General features: G+C 58.4%; 3 protein-coding genes and 1 pseudogene. 2 read left to right on the top strand and 2 right to left on the bottom strand.

All coding sequences use genetic code 11. The annotated features are described in order from the left end of the window. Positions 1-17: 17 nt before the first annotated feature. Positions 18-155: a hypothetical protein gene (locus FHR87_RS18760; protein WP_221189932.1), complete on the bottom strand. Its 138-nt coding sequence runs from the start codon at positions 153-155 to the stop codon at positions 18-20. A gap of 10 nt (positions 156-165) precedes the next feature. Here FHR87_RS18760 and FHR87_RS19440 point away from each other — a divergent pair, with 10 nt between their 5' ends. Both FHR87_RS19440 and chrA read left to right on the top strand, forming a co-directional pair. Continuing rightward, positions 166-561, top strand: a complete 396-nt coding sequence (locus FHR87_RS19440; RefSeq protein ID WP_246336113.1) for a PadR family transcriptional regulator — start codon at positions 166-168, stop codon at positions 559-561. A 55-nt stretch (positions 562-616) separates the two neighbouring features. Then, positions 617-1,831, top strand: a complete 1,215-nt coding sequence (chrA, locus tag FHR87_RS18750) for a chromate efflux transporter (RefSeq protein WP_183168284.1) — start codon at positions 617-619, stop codon at positions 1,829-1,831. Positions 1,832-2,217: 386 nt separating this feature from the next. On the opposite strand, the pseudogene FHR87_RS18745 reads toward chrA, so the two are convergent. Beyond that, positions 2,218-2,631, bottom strand: a pseudogene (locus tag FHR87_RS18745) (IS5 family transposase); the annotation flags it as partial. Positions 2,632-2,965: the final 334 nt, after the last annotated feature.

The following is a 2,965-nucleotide window of genomic DNA, read 5'->3' as shown; positions in this document are numbered from 1 at the left end:
GCTCAAGCAGTTCTTTCTCAGTCAGGGGCATGATTCATCTCCTTGGCGATCTTGCGCAGGATATGCGCCGGAATGTTATCGGTAGCGCCCTTGCCATAAATCAACAGGGCCACCAGGGCTCCGCTGGCCAACTGCGCAGTATAGATGACGCGCACGGAACCGCTCTTGCCGCGCCCTTCTATCCCCCAGCGCACCTTGCGGCAACCACCAGTGCCGGGAATGACAGCGCTGGCCTCGGGATTGCTGGCGTGGGCACATAGAACATCAAGACCTGCTGAGCGGACTCATTCGCCTTCACGTTTTGCATCATGCGGTCGAGGCGAGGTCCATGGTCAGTGGATGATCGAGGAACTGGCCCATCATGGCTACAAGCTCAGTGCCAGGACACTCTATCCGATGCTGCGCTCGATGGAGAAGAAGGGCTATCTCGTTTCCGAGAAGCAACGTGCGGGCCGTTCCGTCCGGCACATCTATCGAGTGACGCCGCTCGGACGGGAGGCACTGGAAATGGCACGCGGCAAGATCCGCGAGCTAATCGGCGAGATGATAGAGCATCGCTGAGTCAGCTTACCTGCGATCGCCCCATTGATAACCTTGGCATCGTCGGGAGGTCGTGATGACCGCGCATGATAATTCGGCGCATATCGCGCAACCGGTTCTTGAAGTCTTTCGCGTGTTCCTCAAACTCGGCTTGACGTCCTTCGGTGGGCCAATCGCCCATCTTGGATACTTCCGCGATGAGCTGGTGGTGCGCCGCAAGTGGATCGACGAGGAAGGGTATGCCGATCTTGTCGCCCTCTGCCAGTTCCTGCCCGGACCAGCTTCGAGTCAGGTCGGATTCTCGCTAGGTGTCCTGCGCGGTAATGGGTTGCTCGGCGGGTTGGCCGCCTGGCTCGCCTTCACGATGCCGTCGGCCGCAATCCTGTTTGCCTTCGCGCTCGGCGCAGCGGCTTTTACGGGAGCCGCTGCGGAAGGTGTGTTGCATGGCTTGAAGCTGATCGCCGTCGCCGTGGTTGCGCAGGCGATCTGGGGCATGGCGAAGAACCTCACACCAGATCGGGAACGCGCCGGAATTGCCTTGGCGGGGATCGCCATTGTGGTTTTCATCGGCGGCTCGTTCGGCCAGATCGGTGCGATCGCGCTGGGAGCCATCGCCGGACTCTGGCTCTGCCGTGGTGAACTATCCAAGCCAACGGGCTATCTCCGCTTTCCGGTCTCGCGTCACGGCGGCGCGATCGCCCTCATTCTGTTTGTGGCGCTTTTCGTGATCCCGCCGCTGCTGGTCATAACGACCGGCCATCAGGCGGTGGCGGTGTTCAACGCTTTCTACCGCTCCGGCGCTTTAGTGTTCGGCGGCGGACATGTCGTGCTCCCCTTGCTGCAAGCACAGGTGGTAGCGCCGGGTTGGGTCACGAACGAATTCTTCCTGACTGGCTACGGTCTGGCGCAGGCCGTCCCTGGGCCGCTGTTCACCTTTGCTACCTACCTCGGCACGGTCATGGGGCCTGCCCCCAACGGCGTCGCGGGCGCATTTATCGCGCTTCTTGCGATCTTCCTGCCGGGTGTCCTGCTGGTCTACGGAATGCTTCCCTATTGGGATGCGCTGCGATTGCGGCCGACCGCTCAGGCCGCCATGCGTGGCGCGAACGCTGCCGTCGTCGGTATCCTCGGCGCAGCCCTCTACGATCCGGTTTGGACGAGCGCGGTTCTGTCACCATGGGATTTCGCATTGGCGTTGGCTGGGTTTCTCCTGCTCACCGTCTGGAAGACGCAGCCGTGGATCGTCGTCGTGCTCCTGGCCGCAGGCGGGACGTTGCTTCATGTGATTTAAAATGCCGCAAACGGAGCGGTTACGAGAAGCGACAGCATAGCTGCGCTATGGCTTCGGCCAACGATATTCCCCGGTGAGCTTGATGTGCTCCCATCCGAGAGGAGAGACAAACGCGACATTTTCGTTTCCGATCTGTACAAGGAACTCGGAATCGAGCGCGTCACCCTCCATCGCTACGTCGGCCCGAAGGGCGAACTCAGGGACTACGGAAAGCGCGTCCTCGGCATTAGCGTAGGATTTCGCCCCCTCCCGCAAACGACCCCTCTCAGGCTCTCTTGACTATTTTGTATTGCTCGACGGACTGCCTCTGTCGTCGTGGCGTTCCTGTGGAGAACCTGTCCCATAGCGCTTTCTTCCATTCACGGGAAAAGATTGCACCATCAAAATATGGGATAAAACATGGGTAAACCATGGGCGTCTACGGCCAAGTGAATCTTGCTGGTATTGCCGGCTCGGCTTTTCCCTATCGATTCGTCTGCGCCACTGGCCGCACCGGCACTATGCTGGTGAGCCTTGGTATAGCTGCCATCGACGAAAACCCACTCCATGTCGGGCTCAACGACAAGCCTTTTGAAGATCTTGAGCCATTTGCCGGAAGCAGACCAGGCATTGAATCGCTTGTAGACCTTGTTCCAGTGACCGAATGCCTTGGGTAGATCTCTCCATGGACAGCCCGTGCGCATGCGATACAGCATGCCTTCGACAGTCATGCGTAGATCACGCTTGTTGTAGATGGCCTTGTGCAGCAGAATTTCCTGCCGCTTCGACCAGTGCTCATCGCTGAGCATCAATCGGGGCATTGCAAGCTCGTATTGGTGTTGGGTCAGAGCTTCAACGATACGGGCTTGCTCTTATAAATCAATCGCTTAGAGCGAAACAGCAACAGCCCATAGTAAAGACTGGCTACTAGTGTGGTGAATCACAACTACTAAGCATAAGTATGGTCTGGATGATTATTAACTGAAGCCTAGTTAAGGAGCCATGCGATGCGAACTGGCCGTCCCGCTGCGCAGATCATGCTTACCAAGCAAGAGCATGCTTGAACCTGCCCCACCAGAGCGGACGCCAGGAAGCGATACTTTGATCGCAACCTGGAGGTTCCCATGCAACGTATTACCCGTCGTCGCTACACCG

Origin of the sequence: Azomonas macrocytogenes (genome assembly GCF_014191985.1) — a bacterium.
In the GTDB taxonomy this organism is placed as follows: Bacteria; Pseudomonadota; Gammaproteobacteria; order Pseudomonadales; family Pseudomonadaceae; genus Azomonas; species Azomonas macrocytogenes.
This window is presented reverse-complemented; position numbering and strand designations above follow the sequence as displayed.